This is a genomic window from Stenotrophomonas sp. Br8 (assembly GCF_014763005.1).
Classification (GTDB): domain Bacteria; phylum Pseudomonadota; class Gammaproteobacteria; order Xanthomonadales; family Xanthomonadaceae; genus Stenotrophomonas; species Stenotrophomonas lactitubi.
Genome location: NZ_JACGTN010000003.1, coordinates 217,707 through 234,724, shown reverse-complemented (window position 1 = coordinate 234,724; position 17,018 = coordinate 217,707). Strand labels below are relative to the sequence as shown.

17 protein-coding genes are annotated in these 17,018 nt (G+C 65.8%); 12 read left to right on the top strand and 5 right to left on the bottom strand.

Features of this window, described 5'->3' with window-relative positions:
- The first annotated feature begins 14 nt into the window (after window positions 1-14).
- From H3005_RS02420 to map, 6 genes are all read left to right on the top strand, one after another.
- Entirely contained in the window at window positions 15-1,415 is a 1,401-nt protein-coding gene (locus tag H3005_RS02420) for an aminotransferase class III-fold pyridoxal phosphate-dependent enzyme (protein WP_089239694.1), read from the top strand.
- A gap of 32 nt (window positions 1,416-1,447) precedes the next feature.
- Window positions 1,448-2,512 carry a GNAT family N-acetyltransferase gene (locus H3005_RS02415; RefSeq protein ID WP_100551956.1) on the top strand — a complete coding sequence of 355 codons (1,065 nt, stop codon included), beginning with the start codon at window positions 1,448-1,450 and terminating at the stop codon, window positions 2,510-2,512.
- A gap of 3 nt (window positions 2,513-2,515) precedes the next feature.
- Window positions 2,516-3,400, top strand: coding sequence for an arginase family protein (locus H3005_RS02410; RefSeq protein ID WP_100551955.1), 885 nt, complete (start codon window positions 2,516-2,518; stop codon window positions 3,398-3,400).
- 135 nt (window positions 3,401-3,535) lie between these two features.
- Entirely contained in the window at window positions 3,536-3,895 is a 360-nt protein-coding gene (locus tag H3005_RS02405) for a VOC family protein (RefSeq protein ID WP_100551954.1), read from the top strand.
- 67 nt (window positions 3,896-3,962) lie between these two features.
- The gene (locus H3005_RS02400; RefSeq protein WP_025873788.1) at window positions 3,963-4,175 is read left to right on the top strand and encodes a ParD-like family protein; all 213 of its coding nucleotides are present in this window, start codon (window positions 3,963-3,965) and stop codon (window positions 4,173-4,175) included.
- A 10-nt stretch (window positions 4,176-4,185) separates the two neighbouring features.
- Window positions 4,186-4,968: a type I methionyl aminopeptidase gene (gene map / locus H3005_RS02395; protein ID WP_100554073.1), complete on the top strand. Its 783-nt coding sequence runs from the start codon at window positions 4,186-4,188 to the stop codon at window positions 4,966-4,968.
- Here the strand turns inward: map and H3005_RS02390 are convergent.
- The gene (locus H3005_RS02390) at window positions 4,965-5,579 is read right to left on the bottom strand and encodes a LysE/ArgO family amino acid transporter (RefSeq protein ID WP_100551953.1); all 615 of its coding nucleotides are present in this window, start codon (window positions 5,577-5,579) and stop codon (window positions 4,965-4,967) included. The two genes, map and H3005_RS02390, sit on opposite strands and share 4 nt — an antisense overlap.
- A 104-nt stretch (window positions 5,580-5,683) precedes the next feature.
- Between H3005_RS02390 and H3005_RS02385 the strand changes: the two genes are divergently transcribed.
- The 5 genes from H3005_RS02385 (at window position 5,684) to H3005_RS02365 (ending at window position 11,367) form a co-directional block, all read left to right on the top strand.
- Window positions 5,684-6,577 carry a LysR family transcriptional regulator ArgP gene (locus H3005_RS02385; protein ID WP_100551952.1) on the top strand — a complete coding sequence of 298 codons (894 nt, stop codon included), beginning with the start codon at window positions 5,684-5,686 and terminating at the stop codon, window positions 6,575-6,577.
- Between the two features lie 111 nt (window positions 6,578-6,688).
- A complete protein-coding gene (locus tag H3005_RS02380) occupies window positions 6,689-8,065 on the top strand; it encodes a TolC family protein (protein ID WP_191077506.1) in 1,377 nt (458 codons plus the stop codon).
- Entirely contained in the window at window positions 8,058-9,071 is a 1,014-nt protein-coding gene (locus H3005_RS02375) for an efflux RND transporter periplasmic adaptor subunit (RefSeq protein WP_100551950.1), read from the top strand. Before H3005_RS02380 ends, H3005_RS02375 begins: the two co-directional genes overlap by 8 nt.
- Window positions 9,056-10,243 carry an ABC transporter permease gene (locus tag H3005_RS02370; protein ID WP_100551949.1) on the top strand — a complete coding sequence of 396 codons (1,188 nt, stop codon included), beginning with the start codon at window positions 9,056-9,058 and terminating at the stop codon, window positions 10,241-10,243. The genes H3005_RS02375 and H3005_RS02370 overlap by 16 nt, the downstream gene beginning before the upstream one ends.
- A complete protein-coding gene (locus H3005_RS02365) occupies window positions 10,240-11,367 on the top strand; it encodes an ABC transporter permease (RefSeq protein WP_191077505.1) in 1,128 nt (375 codons plus the stop codon). Before H3005_RS02370 ends, H3005_RS02365 begins: the two co-directional genes overlap by 4 nt.
- Before the next feature lie 45 nt (window positions 11,368-11,412).
- Here the strand turns inward: H3005_RS02365 and H3005_RS02360 are convergent, their stop codons facing one another.
- The 3 genes from H3005_RS02360 to H3005_RS02350 form a co-directional block, all read right to left on the bottom strand.
- The gene (locus H3005_RS02360; protein ID WP_191077504.1) at window positions 11,413-12,729 is read right to left on the bottom strand and encodes a hypothetical protein; all 1,317 of its coding nucleotides are present in this window, start codon (window positions 12,727-12,729) and stop codon (window positions 11,413-11,415) included.
- A 190-nt stretch (window positions 12,730-12,919) separates the two neighbouring features.
- Window positions 12,920-13,288, bottom strand: a complete 369-nt coding sequence (locus H3005_RS02355) for a glycine zipper 2TM domain-containing protein (RefSeq protein ID WP_025873797.1) — start codon at window positions 13,286-13,288, stop codon at window positions 12,920-12,922.
- Window positions 13,289-13,442: 154 nt separating this feature from the next.
- Entirely contained in the window at window positions 13,443-15,665 is a 2,223-nt protein-coding gene (locus tag H3005_RS02350) for a methyl-accepting chemotaxis protein (protein WP_100551947.1), read from the bottom strand.
- Between the two features lie 213 nt (window positions 15,666-15,878).
- Between H3005_RS02350 and H3005_RS02345 the strand changes: the two genes are divergently transcribed.
- Complete coding sequence (locus tag H3005_RS02345; RefSeq protein ID WP_100551946.1) at window positions 15,879-16,271, top strand: barstar family protein; 393 nt, start codon at window positions 15,879-15,881, stop codon at window positions 16,269-16,271.
- 27 nt (window positions 16,272-16,298) lie between these two features.
- Here the strand turns inward: H3005_RS02345 and H3005_RS02340 are convergent, their stop codons facing one another.
- A complete protein-coding gene (locus H3005_RS02340) occupies window positions 16,299-16,928 on the bottom strand; it encodes a hypothetical protein (protein ID WP_100551945.1) in 630 nt (209 codons plus the stop codon).
- Window positions 16,929-17,018: the final 90 nt, after the last annotated feature.

Sequence of the window (17,018 nt, the reverse complement as noted above, 5' to 3'; positions counted from 1 at the left end):
CCGGAACCGAACCGATGAATATTTTTGACAAGAACGCCGATGCCGCCATCACCGATGCGCAGTTGCTGGCAGACGAAGCCCGCTACAGTTCCTTCGGCGACACCGTGCACTACGTCGATCCGCCGAAGATCTTCCAGCGCTGCGAAGGCAGCTACATGTTCGACGCCGCCGGCACCCCGTACCTCGATCTGCAGATGTGGTACTCGGCCTGCAACTTCGGTTACGCCAACCAGCGGCTGAACAATGCGCTGAAGGACCAGATCGACACCCTGCCGCAGGTCGCCAGCCAGTATCTGCACCCGACGCGTGTGCAACTGGCCAAGACCATCGCGGTAGACATGCACGAAAAGTTCGGCCTCGATGGCCGCGTGCACTTCAACGTCGGTGGTGCGCAGGCGGTGGAGGATTCGCTGAAGATCGTCCGCAACGCGCGCAACGGCAAGAGCCTGATGTTTGCGTTTGAAGGCGGTTACCACGGCCGAACCCTCGGCGCCTCGTCGATCACATCCAGCTACCGCTACCGCCGTCGTTACGGCCACTTCGGCGAACGCGCGATGTTCATCCCGTTCCCGTATCCGTTCCGTCGCCCGAAGGGCATGACCCCGGACGAATACTCCGACCACTGCGTGCACCAGTTCGAGCGCCTGTTCGAAAGCGAGTACAACGGCGTGTGGGATCCCAAGGTCGGCCAGGCCGAGTACGCCGCGTTCTATGTCGAGCCGATCCAGGGCACCGGCGGCTATGTCATTCCGCCGCGCAACTTCTTCAAGGGCCTCAAGCGCGTGCTGGACAAGTACGGCATCCTGATGGTCGTCGATGAAATCCAGATGGGCTTCTGGCGCACTGGCAAGCTGTGGGCCATCGAGCACTTCGATGTCACTCCGGACGTGCTGGTGTTCGGCAAGGCGCTGACCAACGGCCTCAACCCGTTGTCGGGCCTGTGGGCGCGCGAAGAGCTGATCAACCCGACCGTGTTCCCGCCGGGCTCCACCCACTCCACCTTCAACTCCAATCCGCTGGGTACGCGCCTGGGCCTGGAAGTGCTGAAGCTGGGCAAGGAGATGGACTACGAGCGTACCGTGCCGGAAAAGGGCGCCTACTTCCTCGACGGCCTGCGCGGCCTGCAGAAGCGCCATCCGGAAATCGGTGATGTCGACGGCCTCGGCCTGGCCCTGCGTGCGGAAATCTGCGCCGCCGATGGCTTCACTCCGAACCGTGAGCTGCTGGACCGCATGGTCGACATCGGCCTGGCCGGTGACCTGCTGCACGACGGCAAGCGCATGGGCCTCGTGCTCGATGTCGGTGGCTGGTACAAGAACGTGATCACCTTCGCGCCTTCGTTGAACATCACCTACGAAGAGATCGATCTGGCGATCACCCTGCTGGACCAGCTGCTGACCAAGGCCAAGGGCTGAGCTGCAATGCGCTGCCGGTTCCCGTGCCCCGCATGGACATGATTCCGCGTGTATCCAGCACCGCGCTGGAGCCGGCCGCGCTGCTGGAGGGCTTCCTGGCCCACCCGCCCCTGGGGTTCGATGCCAGCCGCCTGCCCAGCGGCCTGCCCAGCTTCCGTGCGCCGCTGGATCTGACCACGACCCTGGACGATGCACTGCGCTCGCGCCTGCTGGGGCTGCCGCTGTCGCGCCTGTGGCAGCCGTGGCTGACCTGGCAGACGCGGTTCATCGGCGCCACCAGCACCGAGTACACACCGTTGCCGGCACATGTGTCGGCGGCGGCACTGGCCGACGACGTGCTGCGTCACGGCGTCGGTGACAGTCGGCTGCTGGTGGTCAAGGATCTGGCGATCGATTCCCCCTTGCTGGACGATGCCGCCAACGCGCACAGCCACGCTTTCCTGCAGGCGCTGCTGGAACGCGGCTTCATCCAGCTGGAAGGCATGCCACTGGCATGGGTGGCGATCGATTTCGACTGCATCGATACCTACCTGGCACGTCTGTCCACGGCGCGGCGCAAGAACATCCGGCGCAAGCTGCGCTCGCGTGCCCACCTGCAGATCGACTGCATCGCTACCGGCGACCCCGCCCTTGCCGAGCCACGGCTGCAGGCCGAACTGCACGCGCTGTACCTGCAGGTGTATGCACAAAGCGCCGTGCACTTCGACCAGCTCGACCTGCCCTTCTTCCAGCACCTGCTGGCAGACACGCAGGGCCAGGGGCGCTTGTTCCTCTACCGCCACAATGGCGAGCTGATCGGCTGGAACCTGTGCTACGTGCACGCCGGCAAGCTGGTGGACAAGTACATCGGCCTGTCCTATCCGCAGTCGCGCGACCACAACCTGTACTCGGTCAGCTGGATGCACAACCTGGAGTACGCGATGCAACACGGCCTCAGCCACTACGTCGCCGGCTGGACCGATTCACGCATCAAGGCCGAACTGGGTGCCCGCTTCACTTCCACTGTGCATGCGGTGCATGCGCGTTCGCCGCTGCTGCGCGCCGCCCTGCGCAGGCTGGCCCCGCACCTGCAGGCTGAGCCGGATGGAGGGGGTTGACCGATGCAGCTGCGTCCCCCGCTGATCCTCGACCTCGATGGTGGCGTACTGCCGTTGCCGCAGGCACGCACGCTCGCGCTGCAGCACTGGCATGACCCGCTGCGTTTTGCCTGCCGCAACACCACGCTGTCGCGCTTCGCCAATGACGTTCTGTTGCCGTTGCCGGCACAACTCGGCACGGTGATGCTCGGCAGCGGCGACTTCCACCATCTCAGCCTGCCACTGCTGCAGCGCCTGCACACGCGCGCCCCGTTCCAGCTGGTGGTGCTGGACAACCATCCGGACAACATGCGCTTTCCCTTCGGCATGCACTGCGGTTCCTGGGTGAATGCCGCCGCTGCGCTGCCGCAGGTATCGCATGTGCATGTACTGGGCATCACCTCGACCGATATCGGCGTGGGCCACGCGTGGGAGAACCACTGGCGGCCCTTGCTGGGGCGACGGCTGACCTATTGGTGCATGGACGTGGATGTGGGCTGGGCCAGCCGCATGGGCATGGCAGGCGCCTTCCGTCGCTTCGAACATCCCGAGGCGCTGGTTGCCGCGTTCGCCGCCGAACAGGCGCAGGCGCCGCGGCCCACCTATCTGTCGATCGACAAGGACGTGTTCGCTGAAGAGGTAGCGCGCAGCAACTGGGACCAGGGCCGCTTCCAGCTTGAACATGCGCTGATGGTGATCGAGGCGCTGCGCACCGGTGGACTGGTGGGCAGCGACATCACCGGCGAGGTGTCGCTGCCCAGCTACCAGAGCCGTTTCAAGCGCTGGTTGTCGTCGCTGGATGCCCAGCCAGACATCAGCGCCGATGATCTGCCGGCATGGCAGCAGCAGCACCAGCAGGTGAACCGCGAACTGCTGGCGGCGATGGCCGCAGTACCGACTGCCTGCTGAGCGCTTTTTTGTAGAGCCGAGCCATGCTCGGCTGCTGTTCGCGGTCCCCTGAGTCGAGCATGGCTCGACTGTACAAATGGCGATAGCCGAGCATGGCTCGGCACTACACTGGACTCCCGCCCCGGAGCCGCCGTCATGCCCCAGACCGTCATCCCGCAGCTGCGCATGCGCCATGCCGATACCAGCCTGCCGTTCTACGTACAGGGCCTGGGCTTCCTCATCGACTGGGAGCACCGCTTCGAACCCGGCTTCCCGCTGTTCGCCCAGCTCACCCGCGAGGGCCAGACGATCTTCCTGACCGAACACACCGGCGACTGCGAAGTGGGCGGCGCGGTGTATTTCATCGTCAACGACGTCGATGCCCTGCATCGTGCTTTCAGCGCTGCGGGGGTACCCATCGAGCAGCCGCCACACGATACGGACTGGGGAAGCCGCGAAATGCTGATCGTCGATCCGGACGGCAACCGCCTGCGCTTCGCCACGGATGCTGGCTGAATGCCACGGGCTTGAGAGGTGATATACGTTTCGTATACGCTTCGTATATTCCCTGTCGAGAACTCCCATGGGCATCGTCAACATCGATGACACCCTGCACGACCAGCTGCGCCGTGCCTGCACCGTCTCCAACCGCTCGATCAATGCCCAGGCCACGTTCTGGATCCGGGTCGGCATGCTGTGCGAGATGAACCCGACCCTGAGCTTCCAGGACGTCGTCGCCAGCGAACTGCGCGCCGCCGGCGTGCAGCCGCAGCTGCTTGCGCCCGGGCGGGCCTGAGCCGATGGCCATGATCAAGCGCCCCGACGAGATCGACCGCCTGGCCGAGTCCGGACGACTGCTGGCGCAGGTCTTCGCGATGCTTGACGCGCTGCCGCTGCAGGGCCGCAGCACGCTGGAGATCAACGACATCGTCGAACGCATGATCGTCGACGACCTGCAGGCACGGCCCGCCAGCAAAGGGCAGTACGGGTTCCCGTACGTGCTCAATGCCTCGATCGACAACGTCATCTGCCACGGCATGCCGTCGGCCGACGATGTGCTGCGCAATGGCCAGATCGTCAACCTCGACATCACGCTGGAGAAGCACGGCTACATCGCCGATTCCAGCACCACGTATCTGGTGGGTGAAGTCGACTACGCCGCGCGCAAGCTGGTGCAGGTGACCTACCAGGCCATGTGGAAGGGCATCGCCGCTGTGCGGCCAGGCGCGCGCCTGGGCGACATCGGCCACGCCATCGCCCGCCATGCCCGCAGCCACGGCTACAGCGTGGTCAAGGAATACTGCGGCCACGGTATCGGCCAGGAAATGCACGAGGAGCCACAGATCCTGCACTACGGCCATGCCGGCACCGGCATGGAACTGCAGGAAGGCATGGTGTTCACCATCGAGCCGATGCTCAACCAGGGCAAGCCTGCGATCCGCCAGCAGCCCGACGAATGGCCGGTGTACACCCGCGACGGCAAGCTGTCAGCGCAGTTCGAGCACACCGTAGCCGTGACCCGTACCGGTGTGCGCGTGCTGACCCTGCGCCCCGATGAAACCCCGTTGTGCGCAGTGGACGCGGCCTAGAGCGGACGCAGCAGCAACAGCAGCGCAAGGCACAGCATGAAGGCCGACACGCCTGCATCCAGCACCCGCCACGCTGCCGCGTTGCGGAACACCGGCTGCAGCAACCGGGCGCCGAATCCCAGCCCGCAGAACCAGAGCACGCTGGCCACGCAGGCGCCCGCCGCGAACGCCCAGCGCAGCTCACCCGGATAGCGCGTGGACAGGCTGCCCAGCAACACCATCGTATCCAGGTAGACGTGCGGGTTGAGCAGGGTGAAGGCCAGGCAGGCCAGCAGCACCTGCCGCCGGCTGCCACCACTGGCATCGGCCGCGGCCAGCGCGCTGCCACCTCGCCATGCGCGCAGCCCGGCCTGCAGGCCATAGCACAGCAGGAAGGCGGCCCCGCCGAAGCGCAGCACCTGCAACAGCAGCGGCCATTGCAGCACCAGTGCTCCCATGCCGCCCACGCCAGCCAGGATCAGCGCGATGTCCGCGCCCATGCAGGCCAGCACCACCATGCCCACGTAGCGACGCTGCAGCCCCTGCCGCAGCACGAAGGCGTTCTGCGCACCGATGGCGATGATCAGGCCAGCACCCGCAAACAGGCCAGCCAAGGCCGCAGCAATCCACATCCGACGCTCTCCACCGTGAAAGGAGGCGCAGGGTGCGACCAACGGACCCGTTAAGGCCAGCTGGTTTTTCTTTATCCTGTGCAGAAAAACTGAAGAGGCATCGCGTGGACCTGGTACATCCGCAGTTGAGCGCCTTCACCGCGGTGCTCGAAGAAGGCAGCTTCGAGGCCGCCGCACGCCGCCTGTCGATCAGCCCGTCGGCGTTGTCGCAACGGATCAAGGCGCTTGAGGACCGGCTGGGCCAGGTGCTGGTGGTGCGGCAGGCGCCGTGCCGGCCTACCGCTGCCGGTGAAGTGCTGCTGCGGCGGGTGCGGCCGATGCAGGCCCTGCAGGCCGAAGCGCTGGCCGAACTGCTGCCGGAACGCGGCAGCGATGCCACCCGCACGCCGATCCCGCTGGCGGTCAACGACGATTCGCTGGATACCTGGTTCGTCGCCGCCATCGCAGAGCTGCACCAGCGCCACGGCTACCTGTTCGACCTGCACATGGACGACCAGGACCACACCCTGGAACTGCTGCGCAACGGCAGCGTGCTGGGCGCGGTCACCGCCGAACGCAACCCCCTGAAGGGCTGCAACGTGCATCCGCTGGGCGCGATGCGTTACCACGCCATCGCCTCACCGGTCTTTGCGCGGCGCCACTTCAGCAAGGGCATGCAGGCCGACGCGTTGGCGTCGGCGCCGATGATCGTGTTCAACCGCAAGGATGAACTGCAATGGCGCTTCCTGCGCAGGCTGACCCGTGCACGCCTGCAACCGCCCGTCCACTACCTGCCCTCCTCCACCGGCTTCGTCGATGCTGCCGCGCGTGGACTCGGCTGGTGCCTTGCTCCGGAGGCCCTGGTTACGCCAGCGGTACAGGCCGGGCAGGTGGTGGTGCTGGAAGCTCGTCGCTGGCTCGACGTACCCTTGTTCTGGCAGCATGCCGCCGTGCGTTCGAGCACGCTGCAGCACATCACCCAGGCGCTGCGCACCGCCGCTGGCAACACCTTACGTTGAAAAGAGCATGATCCAGACCACCGCAGACCCCGGCTTCACGCGCGGACCACTACCGTTTGCCCACTTCTTCACTACAGGAACGGCATGCGCCTGAGCTGCCCACGGACAAGGATGCACCGCGCGCTCGGCGCTGCCGGCCTGGCCTTGCTGGCAAGCCTGCCGCTGGCCGCAGCGGCACAGACCAGCGCGCCTCCAGCGCTGGAATGGGAACAGGCGCGGCAGCGGCTGGAACAGGTCTCCGACGCACTGGCCGCTGCTGATGCCGGCGTGCGCAACAAGGAAGAACTGCAGGAAGCCACCCGCCTGCTGCGCCTGCCGGAGATCACCGGCGAAGTGCGCCGGCTGCAGTTCCAGAAGACCCTGACCCTGCCGCTGGGCTCACTGGCACCGGTGGCCGAGGCCTATGGCATCGACTCGCCGCTGTCGTTCACCGAACGCGACTGGCGCACGCGGCCGGTGGTCACCGCCGTGCTGCCGCTGTACACCGGCGGCCTGATTCCCGCCGCGCAGCGTGCTGCCGGCGCGGCCAGCGAACAGGCCAGCGCCGAGCGCGAAGCGCAGCGACAGTCACTGACCGTGCAGCTGGCCCAGGCCTACTTTGGCCAGCGCCTGGCCGAGCAGGCTGTAGTCGTGCGGCGCGATGTGCGCGATGGCCTCAATCGCCACCTGTCGGATGCCGAAAAGCTGGAACGCGAAGGCTTCGCCACCCGAGCGCAGCGCCTGCAGGCCACCGTCGCCCGCGACAAGGCCGAGCGCGAATACCAGAAGACCCTCAATGATCTGGCCACGCTGAAGGCTGCGCTGGCGACCCTGCTGCGCAGCGGCGGCGATGTGCAGCCATTGTCTCCGCTGTTCGTGCAGCGCACCGCGCTGGAACCGGTCACCAGCTTCGAGCGCACCGCGCAGGCACGGCAGCCGCAGATCGCGCGCCTGCGGGCGATCGTCGCGCAGGCCGAACAGGGCGTGCGCGTGCAGCAGGCCAAGCTCAAGCCAACGATATTCCTGTTCGGCCAGTACGACTTCCGGCGCCGCGACGAAATGCTGACCGATCCGGACTGGGCGTTCGGCATCGGCCTGAAGTACACCTTCCTGTCGCCGAACTCGCGACCGGCACAGATCAGCGCCGCACGCGCGCAGCAGGAGCAGGCCGAGGCAGGCCTGCGCGAGGCCGAGAACCAGGTGGCACTGGGTGTGCGCAAGGCCTGGAACGAGCTGGAAACCGCGCGACAGCAGTTCGTGCTGCTGGACAGCAGCATCGCCCAGGCCGACGAGAACCTGCGCCTGCAGGAGCTGGCGTTCCGCGAAGGCCAGGCCACCTCGCTGGACGTGATCGATGCGCGGCTCGGCCTCGGCGGCGCCCGCGTCGAACGTGCGCAGGCGGCCTACCAATACGATATCGCCTTGGCGCAGTTGCTCGAGGTGAGTGGACAGATGGACCGCTTCGAAGACTATCGGCGGCGTGCAGACGAGGTGATCGATCATGAGTGATGTGTTGCACGACGAAGCAACGACGCCCCCGGGCAAGCGCCGGCTGGGGCCGATTCTGCTGGTGGTGCTGCTGGTGGCGGTGGTGCTGGGCCTGTGGCTGGCCTGGCGCAGCCCCGCCGACCAGATCCAGGGCATGGCCGACGCCGACACCCTCAACGTGTCGGCCAAGATCACGGCGCGCGTGGCCGAACTGAAGGTGCGCGAGGGCGATCGCGTGCAGGCTGGACAGGTGCTGTTCCTGCTCGACAGCCCCGAAGTCGCGGCCAAGGAACAGCAGGCGCACGGCGCGCTGGCCGCGGCGCAGGCGGTGGCCGACAAAGCCAACGACGGCGCACGCAGCGAAGACATCCGCGCGGCCGAAGCCAACTGGAAGCGCGCCGAAGCCGGTGCCACCCTCGCCGAAGCCACCTACCGGCGCGTGCAGAACCTGTTCAACGAAGGGGTGATGACCCGGCAGAAGCGCGACGAAGCCGCTGCCCAGGCCACCAGCTCACGCGAACTGGCCCGTGCCGCCCGCGCCCAGTACGACATGGCGTTGGCCGGTGCGCGCGAGCAGGACAAGCGTGCCGCACAGGGCCAGGTGCAGCAGGCGCAGGGCGCGGTGGCGGAAGTCAACGCCGCGCGCGTTGAAGTGGAAGGTCGCGCACCGCTGGCCGGTGAAATCAACAAGCGCATGGCCGACCCGGGCGAACTGGTACCGGCCGGCTACCCGGTGTTCACCCTGGTCGATATCGACCGCATGTGGGTGTCGATGAACCTGCGCGAATCGCAGATGCAGGGCCTGAAGGTCGGCAGCAAGCTGCGTGGCAGCGTGCCGGCGCTCGGCAAGGACGACGAGTTCGAGGTCTATTTCATCAATCCCGCGGGCGACTACGCTACCTGGCGTACGACCCGTCAGTCATCGGGCTATGACGTGCGCAGCTTCGAAGTGCGGGTGCGCCCGGTACGCCGCATCGAGGGCTTCCGCCCCGGCATGAGCGTGCTGTTCGCATGGCCGCAGCACTGAATACCGACCGCGGTGGCTTCGGCGGCTCATGGCAGCGCGAACTGCGCCGGTTGCGCAGCAGCCGTGCAGACCTGGCGCTGGTCACCGTGCTGCCACTGTTGATGCTGGTGGTGATGGCCTGGATGTTCTCCGCATCGGTGATGCGCGATGTGCCGATTGCCGTGGTCGACCTGGACCACAGCAGCGACAGCCGCCTGCTGCTGCGCATGCTGGATGCCAGCCCCGGTGTGCGCGTCGCCAGCCAACCGGCAGGCATGGAGGAGGCACGTGGGCAGCTGCGCCGGCTGGAAGTGTTCGCGGTGGTGCTGGTGCCGCGCGATGTGACCCGCCAGGCGTTGCGCGGCCAGCAAGGCACGGTGTTTTCCTATTACAACGCCACCTACATGACCACCGGCCAGTCCGCCGCGCGGGATATCGGCGACGCGGTATCGGCGTGGAACGCGCGCCTGCTGCGCGAACGCATCGGCCTGCAGGTCGGGCCGGGCAAGCTGCGTGCCGCGCCCATCGCGGTGCAGTCGGACATCCTGTTCAATCCGGCGCGCAGCTACGAGCTGTTCCTGCTGCCGCTGATCTTCCCGGCGGTACTGTCGCTGGTACTGGCGCTGGCGGTGGCCGGCAGCCTCGGCCGCGAAATCCGCGACGGCACCCTGCCCGCCTGGCTGGGCCACGCGCCGTGGTCGACCATTGCCGGCAAGGTGCTGCCCTACGTCCTGCTGTTCTCGTTGTACGGCGCGCTGGGCGCGGCCTACCTGGCCTGGCTGCGCGGCGACGGCATCGCCGGCAGTGTGGTTCTGCTACTGCTCGCACAGCCGCTGTTCTACCTGGCCACCGCGGCCTATGCACTGTTCTTCGTCGGCGTTACCCGCGACATGGGCACGGCCCTGTCCGCCGTGGGCCTGAGCATCGGCACCGCGCTGGCCTTTTCCAGCGCTACGTTCCCGGTGATCGACGCGCCGTTGTTCACCCGCGTCTGGCATCTGCTGCTGCCGCTCAGCGCCTACATCAAGCTGCAGACCCAGCAGCAGTTCATCGGCTCGCCACTGGTGGTGTCGCTGTGGCCGCTGGCCACGCTGCTGCTGATGATCGCGGTTGCCGGCGGCATCGGCGGCTGGCGCCTGCTGGCGTTCGCGCGCACCCCGCAGGCAGCGCAGCCCGCCGGGGCTGGCGCATGAGCAGGATCTGGCACAGCCTGCGGCAAACCCTCCTGGCCGTGCTCTGCGACCGCTATGCGATCGTGGTGATGGTCGGCGCGGTGATCCTGTACTCGTTCTTCTACCCCGCCGCCTATCGCCACCAGGTAGCCGGCAACCTGCCCGTGCTGGTGGTCGATGAAGACCACAGCGCGACCAGCCGCGAACTGCTGCGCAAGCTCGATTCGCTGCGCGTGGCCCATGTGGTCGGACAACCGGCCGACCTGCAGGACGCGCGTGCACAGCTGGAGGCAGGTCATGCCGAAGGCATCGTGCTGATTCCGGCCAACCTGGAGCGCGACATCCTGCGTGGTCATCCGGCCAAGATAGTGCTGCTCGGCAACGGCGCCTATCTCGGTCGCGCCAGCTGGGTGCTGGGCAGCTTGGCTGATGCACTGGGCGCGTTCGGCCGCGAAGCGGCAGTCACCCAGGCCGCGTTCATGGGCGCGCCACAGGCACCACCGGTCACCCTCGTGCAACGGCCGCTGTACAACACGCAGGAAGGCTACGGCAGCGCGATCGTGCCCGGCGTGGCCGAACTGATCGTGCACCAGACGCTGCTGATGGGCATCGGCGTGCTGCTAGGCGGTCGCCGTCTGGTGCTGGGCCGGCGCCTGCAGTTCGACCTGCCCACCCTGACCGGCATGGCGCTCGGCTTCGGCCTGATCGGGCTGTTCGGGCTGTTCTGGTACGCCGGCTTCACCGCCTGGGTGCAGGACTATCCGCGTGGTGGCAACCCGCTCGGGCAACTGCTGGGCGGTACGCTGTTCATCGCTGCCACGGTAGCGTTCGGCCTGTTCGTCGGCAGCTTCTTCCGCACCCGCGAACGCGCCTTCCAGTACATCATCGCCACCTCCATCCCGCTGTTCTTCCTGGCCAGCCTTTCCTGGCCGGCGGTGATGACCCCGCGCCCGCTGGTGTGGCTGGCGCAGCTGCTGCCGACCACCTCCGGCATCAACCTGATGGTGCGCCTGAACCAGATGGACGCCAGCCTGGCCGAGGTCAGCCACGAGCTGATCACCCTGACCGCCCTGCTGGTGCTGTACAGCGCCCTCGCCCTCTGGCGCCTCCACAGCAAAAAGGGGACGGAGGGGATTAAGTCGTAATCGGCACGAAGGGGAAGAAAGCGACTTGATCCCCTGCGTCCCCTTTTACGGCTCTGGTGCGTACCAGAACGGGATGCTGTACTCGCGACGGCGGCTGGGGCCACGTTCGCCGCCGTCGGCGTTCCAGACCAGTCGCAGGTCATGCCGGCCCGGCTTCAGATCCGCCATCGGCAGGTAGCCCACCAGCCCGCGCATGTCGAGGTCGCGGCGCTCCATCGGCACGAAATCATGCAGGTCGACCTTGCCGCCATCGAGCTGCACCGTCCACAGCAGCGCCATGCAGTTCACCGCTGCCGTCGCCGCCTGTGCACCCTGCGCTTCGTTGCGGGCACCGCCCGCACAGCGCTGCCGTGCCACCGGATTGTCACGCTGCGGACGGTGCGGAATGAACAGCCGCAACCGCGATGCACTGATGGTATCGGCCGGAATCATCGGATAGGGCAGCAGCTGGTCATGCGCCGAGCGCAGCGATTCGTAGTGCGCGCCCAGCATGCCGTGGTCCACGGCTTCCTCAGTCAGCACGCTGTAGCGGTTGAACGGCGAGAACTTCATCGAGCCGTACACCTGCAGGGCGGCGAGCACCATCGCCAGCATCACCGCCGACAGGTAGATCACGGTGAACGAGCGACCGCGCAGGTTGCTCTGCAGGGTCCACTGCATGGTCTGCAGCAGGCGCAGCATCGGCACCCGCTGCAGGCCAGCCAGCACCGACTGCAGCCGCTTCTCCTGCCGTGCGGTGTCCAGCCCCCGCGTGCGACGCCGCGCGATCGACTTCTCCAGCAGCATCGGCACCATCGCCAGACCGAGCAGGCCGACCATCAGCACCGCGACGATTCCCAGCGTGATGCGATCAACATCGCCGAAGGCGGCACCGATGGCCATCGCCACACCGAGCGAGACAATCGCCACCACCAGGGTGCCGGCCAGGGTCTGCACGCACAGCAGCGTGGTCGAGAACAGCATCGTGGCAAGCCGGTCTGCACGTTCGATGGTGCCGTCGAGCCCACCGTCGCGTTGCTGCAGGAATGCTCGTGAGAACGGCCCCAGCATCGTCAGCCGATCCCAGTCGATGCCGTTGGGGAAGTGCGATTTCAGGCCGATCAGGCCGATCCAGTAGCCACGCACCGCCAAGTGGATGATCAAGGCCACCGCCAGCACGTAGCACATGCCGACGCCGATGCTGAAGGCGAACCACAACGCCTGGAAATAGACCCCTTCGGTATGCAGGCTGCTGCGCGCCCACGCGTCGAACAGGTAGCCCGGCACGGCCAGCAGTGCGAAGGCGAGCAGGCCGGAAATGAACAGCTCCAGCTCGTCGGTGCGGTCGCGCACGCGGGAGTAGCTGGCTGTCGTGCGAGGCATTGCATCAGCAACAACCGACGGTTCCCGACCGTCTACAGCACTCGACTCGTTCACTGGCGATTCATCCCTGGAGGTCGGCGCAGTATAGGCATGCGCCCTGCTCCGCGGAACGGGACCGGAAACGAAGAACGCCGGCACAGGGCCGGCGTTCGGGGTACAGCAGTGTGGAAGGGGTTATCGCAGGGATGGATCAGCGGTAGACGCGCTCACAACGACGCTCGACCACGCGATCACCAGTCTTCTGCTGATGGTTGCCCTGAATCTGCCGGCCGGCTGCGCCGCCCGCTACAGCGCCGGCAACCGTTGCCAGCTTCTTGCCGTTGCCGCCGCCTACCTGGTTGCCCAGCAAACCACCAACCACGGCGCCGGTGGCGGTACCGGTGATGCGGTTGGGATCGCGGGTATTGCGCTGCACTTCCACGTTCTTGCAGACCACGCGGCTGCCATCGTTGAACTTGCGGCCTTCATCACGCGGGCCGTAATTCTGTGCGCCAGCAACGGACGAGGCTGCCAGCAGGGTGCCCAGCACCATCAATCGGGTCGAGGTCTTCATGGCCATCTCCTGTGCTCCGGTATGGCGCAAGTGTCTGCCTGCGGGTGGCAACTGCAGGTGAAATCCAGGTGTCCGTAGGCTGAGCGGCCATCATCGGTTCAGGAAACAAAAATGCGCCCATCGCGACCAGCATCGCGATGGGCGCCGTCTCCCACCCGGCTTAGAACTCTTCCCACCCACCCGTGTTGGCGGCGAGCGAGGGCGCGATGCGCGGCGGCACGCCGGTCACGCGACGCACCGGCGGCACACTTGCAGCGACCGCTGCCAACATCGGACGGACTGCCGCCGCCGCCACCGAAGCCCCGGTGCGGAACACCGATACCGCTTCGGCCAGCAGGTTGGCCTGTTCCTCCATCGAACGTGCTGCAGCGCTGGCCTCTTCCACCAGCGCAGCATTCTGCTGGGTGGTTTCGTCCATCTGCATCACGGTCTGGTTGACCTGCTCGATACCCGAGCTCTGCTCCTGCGAAGCCGCCGAGATCTCGGCCATGATGTCGGTCACCCGCTGCACCGAGGCGACGATCTCGCCCATCGTGGTGCCGGCCTGACGCACCAGCGCCGAGCCGTCGGATACCTTGCCCACCGACTCTTCGATCAGGCCCTTGATCTCCTTGGCGGCGCCAGCCGAGCGCTGCGCCAGCGTGCGCACCTCACTGGCCACCACGGCGAAGCCCCTGCCCTGCTCGCCCGCGCGCGCCGCTTCCACCGCGGCGTTGAGCGCCAGGATGTTGGTCTGGAAGGCGATGCCATCAATCACACTGATGATCTCGGCGATCTTCTTCGACGACGCTTCGATGGCGCTCATGGTGGTCACCACCTGACCGACCACCTCGCCGCCCTGCGAGGCCACCCCATGTGCACCGATCGCCAGCTGATTGGCCTGGCGCGCGTGTTCGGCGTTCTGCTTCACCGTGGAGGTCAGTTCCTCCATCGACGCTGCCGTCTCTTCCAGGTTGGCCGCCTGCTGCTCGGTACGCCGCGACAGATCGGTATTGCCCGAGGCGATTTCCCCCGCTGCCAGATTGATGCTGGATGCACTGGTCTGGATGCGGCCGACGATCTGGATCAGCTGTTCGACGGTGGCATTGCAGTCGTCGCGCATGCGCGCGAAGACACCGTGGAAATCGCCCTGCATGCGTACGGTCAAATCGCCGCGCGAGATCGCCTGCAGCAGGCTCGACACCTGCACCAGATTCTCATCGGTGGTCTGCATCAACCGGTTCAACCCGGTCACCATCTCGCCGAAATCGTGCTCGAAGCGAGTTTCGTCGCCACGCAGGCTGAAGTCGCCGGCGGCCGCGGCTGTGGCCAGCCGGCGGATCTCGCCGTTGATGGCCGACAGGCTGGACTTGGTCTCATCCATGGCCTGGGTGATCGCCGCCTTCTCGCCCGGCAGGCGATCCATGTCCACCGACAGGTCGCCACGTGCGTAGTGCTTCATCACTTCGATCAGGCGGTTCTGCACCTGCACGTGCGAACCCACCAGCGCGTTGGTGTCATGCACCATCCGCCCGTAATCGCCGGGGAAGGTACTCTCGTCCATGCGGTAGCTCAGGCTGCCGTCATCATGCTGCCGCGCCATCTCGCCCTGCGCCGTCATCACCGCCTGCAGCTGCCCCTGCATGCGCTGCATGGATTTCAGCAACTGGGTCACCTCGTCGTTGCCCGAGGCATCGATGACGTTGTCCAAGCGACCGTTGGCAATGCCATCGGCCAGCTTCACCGCGCCCGCCAAGGGCCGGGTCAGACTGCGGGTGATCGCCCACGCAGCCAGTGCACCGAGGATCAGGCTGAGCACACCGAAGGCGATGGACAGTGTTCCCGTCCACGCTTCCGTGGCGCGGTACTCCTCACGGCTGCGTTCGGTCAGGGCTTCCTGGTGCCGCAGCAGGCTGGAGATCGCTCCATTCCAGGCGGTGGCCAGACCGTGTTCGGCCAGCAGTTCGGTGGCCGCACCGTCGTAGTCGCCCGCCTTCATCCGTTCGTGCAGCTGCCGGGTGGAGGCGTCGGTGGCCTTGCGTGCCGCCGCGATCTGCGCCACCAGCGTATCGCCGGTGGCATCGCGGGGAATCGTGATGTACTTGTCCCAGATGCCGTCGTAGGTGCGGCTCAGTTCCTGCGCCCGCTGGTAATCCCTGTCGAACTCCTCGCCGCGCTTGATCACCATCAGGCGACGATGCATCAGCACCGCGTTGTTGGTATCAAGCATGTCGTTCAACAACCGCATCTTGACCATGTTCACGCCCACCACTTTCTCGAACTGGGCGGACTTCAGATGGTTTCCGTACAACACCAGGCCGACGATGGCCATGATGAACAGCAACAGCAGACCGAAGCCGGCAGAAAGCCGGGATCCCACACGGAGGTTGCGTAAGGCGAGCATCTCAATTCCCTTGATCGTGGCCCTATATCGGTGACGGCACGATCCGGGGAAACTTTAAATACATTTACTGAAACAACGCCTCATTAACATAAATGCATTCAAGTAGAGCCCTTTCCTTATTCCTCCCCATTTTCCACTGAAGGCAGGGCGGGAATGCATAACGCAGATGAATAAGCCGCGCGCTCTTTGGCCGCGCAACGCTATAGTCGGCAGATGAACGTATTCCTGCAGATCAACGGCACCGTCATCGTTGATATCCCAAGTTTCTACGCAGAAATCAACCGTGTATTCATGGCTGGCGAAGACTGGCAGCTCGGGCCCAGCCTCGATGCATTGGACGATCTGCTGTACGGCGGTTATGGCGCACTGGCCGGGCACAAAACGGCCACGGTGGTCTGGCGCGATATCGACTGCAGCCGCGATGCACTGGGAGTGGAGGCCACGCGTGCGTGGCTGCAAGACAAGCTGCGGCAACCGGGTACGTTCAATGCCGAAGCCATCGGCCGCCAGCTGGACGCCCTGCAGCGCGGCGATGGGCAGACCTACTTTGACATCGTGATGGATATCTTCGCCAGCCACCCGAATATCAATCTGCAACGTGCCTGAGGCAGTCAGGCCTGTTGCCACTCCACATCAGGGAACATGGCAACAGGTGCCACAAGCACAGCAGGAACTTGCCCCACAGCATTTGAGCGACTGTCCGCTGCCATCCTGACACTTCGCGCCACAGCATCCGCTGTTGCGCACAGATGCCACCGTCGTGGCGATCCCACACGCCTTCAACGCGTCATCCGCCTCCAGAAGCGGCGTCTCTCTTGAATAGTCAAGTACCTGAACGTCGGCCGGACCCGCATCCAGTCCCTGCTTGTAAAGCCCCAGCGGTCGCCCGCTTCGCGCTGCGGCCTGCACCGTTATCGGAGAAATCGTCAGTGCACCCTCCTGCAACAACGTACCGCTGAACTGTTCTCCCTGCCACAGACTCCACTGCAGGTCTGCGGCCGCTTCACCGACAAAGGCCGATGCCTGGGCAACATCGAGCACCAACGTGTAGCGGCGCCCGTGCTTCTCCCCCAGCGTGAGGATCGCCGTGCGTCCTTCCTGCACGCTTACACGGGGCGAGAATACGGGGTTCGCGTCGTGCAGCACCCGCAGAGTGAGGTGGTGCAGGTCCTTTGATCCGGATACTTCTGCAGCCAGGGACGGAGCCGCAATACTGACCAGGAACATCGCAAGCAACATACCAAACAACGTACGAAGGAACATGCAGGAACTCCGTTGACCGCCCGATTGCGGCCGTCAACTCTCCACCGGCGATCCAAACGCAAGTTGTGACCCACACAACACATTCATCAA

Bases quoted from the DNA above. Each gene is read 5' to 3' on its own strand.
- H3005_RS02420 (WP_089239694.1), top strand. From the start codon at position 15: ATGAATATTTTTGACAAGAACGCCGATGCCGCCATCACCGATGCGCAG.
- H3005_RS02415 (WP_100551956.1), top strand. From the start codon at position 1,448: ATGGACATGATTCCGCGTGTATCCAGCACCGCGCTGGAGCCGGCCGCG.
- H3005_RS02410 (WP_100551955.1), top strand. From the start codon at position 2,516: ATGCAGCTGCGTCCCCCGCTGATCCTCGACCTCGATGGTGGCGTACTG.
- H3005_RS02405 (WP_100551954.1), top strand. From the start codon at position 3,536: ATGCCCCAGACCGTCATCCCGCAGCTGCGCATGCGCCATGCCGATACC.
- H3005_RS02400 (WP_025873788.1), top strand. From the start codon at position 3,963: ATGGGCATCGTCAACATCGATGACACCCTGCACGACCAGCTGCGCCGT.
- map (WP_100554073.1), top strand. From the start codon at position 4,186: ATGATCAAGCGCCCCGACGAGATCGACCGCCTGGCCGAGTCCGGACGA.
- H3005_RS02390 (WP_100551953.1), bottom strand. From the start codon at position 5,579: ATGTGGATTGCTGCGGCCTTGGCTGGCCTGTTTGCGGGTGCTGGCCTG.
- H3005_RS02380 (WP_191077506.1), top strand. From the start codon at position 6,689: ATGCACCGCGCGCTCGGCGCTGCCGGCCTGGCCTTGCTGGCAAGCCTG.
- H3005_RS02375 (WP_100551950.1), top strand. From the start codon at position 8,058: ATGAGTGATGTGTTGCACGACGAAGCAACGACGCCCCCGGGCAAGCGC.
- H3005_RS02370 (WP_100551949.1), top strand. From the start codon at position 9,056: ATGGCCGCAGCACTGAATACCGACCGCGGTGGCTTCGGCGGCTCATGG.
- H3005_RS02365 (WP_191077505.1), top strand. From the start codon at position 10,240: ATGAGCAGGATCTGGCACAGCCTGCGGCAAACCCTCCTGGCCGTGCTC.
- H3005_RS02360 (WP_191077504.1), bottom strand. From the start codon at position 12,729: ATGCCTCGCACGACAGCCAGCTACTCCCGCGTGCGCGACCGCACCGAC.
- H3005_RS02355 (WP_025873797.1), bottom strand. From the start codon at position 13,288: ATGGCCATGAAGACCTCGACCCGATTGATGGTGCTGGGCACCCTGCTG.
- H3005_RS02350 (WP_100551947.1), bottom strand. From the start codon at position 15,665: ATGCTCGCCTTACGCAACCTCCGTGTGGGATCCCGGCTTTCTGCCGGC.
- H3005_RS02345 (WP_100551946.1), top strand. From the start codon at position 15,879: ATGAACGTATTCCTGCAGATCAACGGCACCGTCATCGTTGATATCCCA.
- H3005_RS02340 (WP_100551945.1), bottom strand. From the start codon at position 16,928: ATGTTCCTTCGTACGTTGTTTGGTATGTTGCTTGCGATGTTCCTGGTC.